The 713-nt window shown below is 64.9% G+C and carries 1 protein-coding gene; it reads right to left on the reverse strand.

The window, feature by feature from the left end:
* The coding region (locus A9X05_RS01920) for a TetR/AcrR family transcriptional regulator (RefSeq protein ID WP_067778831.1) at window positions 1-596 on the reverse strand (596 nt) is incomplete at its 3' end.
* Window positions 597-713: the final 117 nt, after the last annotated feature.

Genomic DNA, 713 nt, shown 5'->3' on the forward strand with positions numbered 1-713 from the left:
ATGGCGAACGTTTCCACGTAGCGCCGGACAGTGTCCGGCTTGGACATGTCGAACGTCTGGGCCTCGTTGACGGTCGAGAACGACCAGATGATTCTCGCCAGCCATTCGCTGGCCGCACTCACGTCGACGCCGGTGCCCACCTCGCCGCGCTCGCGCGCGGCCCGCACGTAGGGTTCGAGAAACTGCGTGGATCGCCGGACCGCGGTGTCACCATCGGAGATCATGTGCCGCATCAGCTCGGCATCGTCGGCCATCAAACGGTTCCGTGTGCGATGGTCGAGCAGGATTCTGGCGTGGGTTTCCGCCATCGCGCCGACCTGCTCAGCCAGCGTGTTCTTCTTGGACATGGCGGAAGCGACCTCCCGATAAAACCGCTGCGCACCGAATTCGATTGCGGCGTGGATGAGCACGTTGCGGTCTTCGAAGTACCGGTACACCGTGCCCCGCGACACGTTGGCTTTTCGCGCGACGTCCTGCACGCTGGTGCGCTGGATGCCGAGCTGGGCGAAGCATTCGTTTGCCGCGTCGAGAATCTGGTCACGGCGGTCGACGTCGGCGCGGGCCGCCGATTCGCTGGTGACCGGATCAGTCAACATCTCACTCCTACGAGGCCAAGGGCGGTGATCTCAGCTCTTCATGCTACGCGACGTGCGGCTTTGCGCCCGGGAGCCGCACCGGCCCTGCGAAGACGGCCGCACCCCCGGATCGTTCGC

Source organism: Mycobacterium sp. E3298 (assembly GCF_001666895.1).
GTDB lineage: Bacteria > Actinomycetota > Actinomycetes > Mycobacteriales > Mycobacteriaceae > Mycobacterium.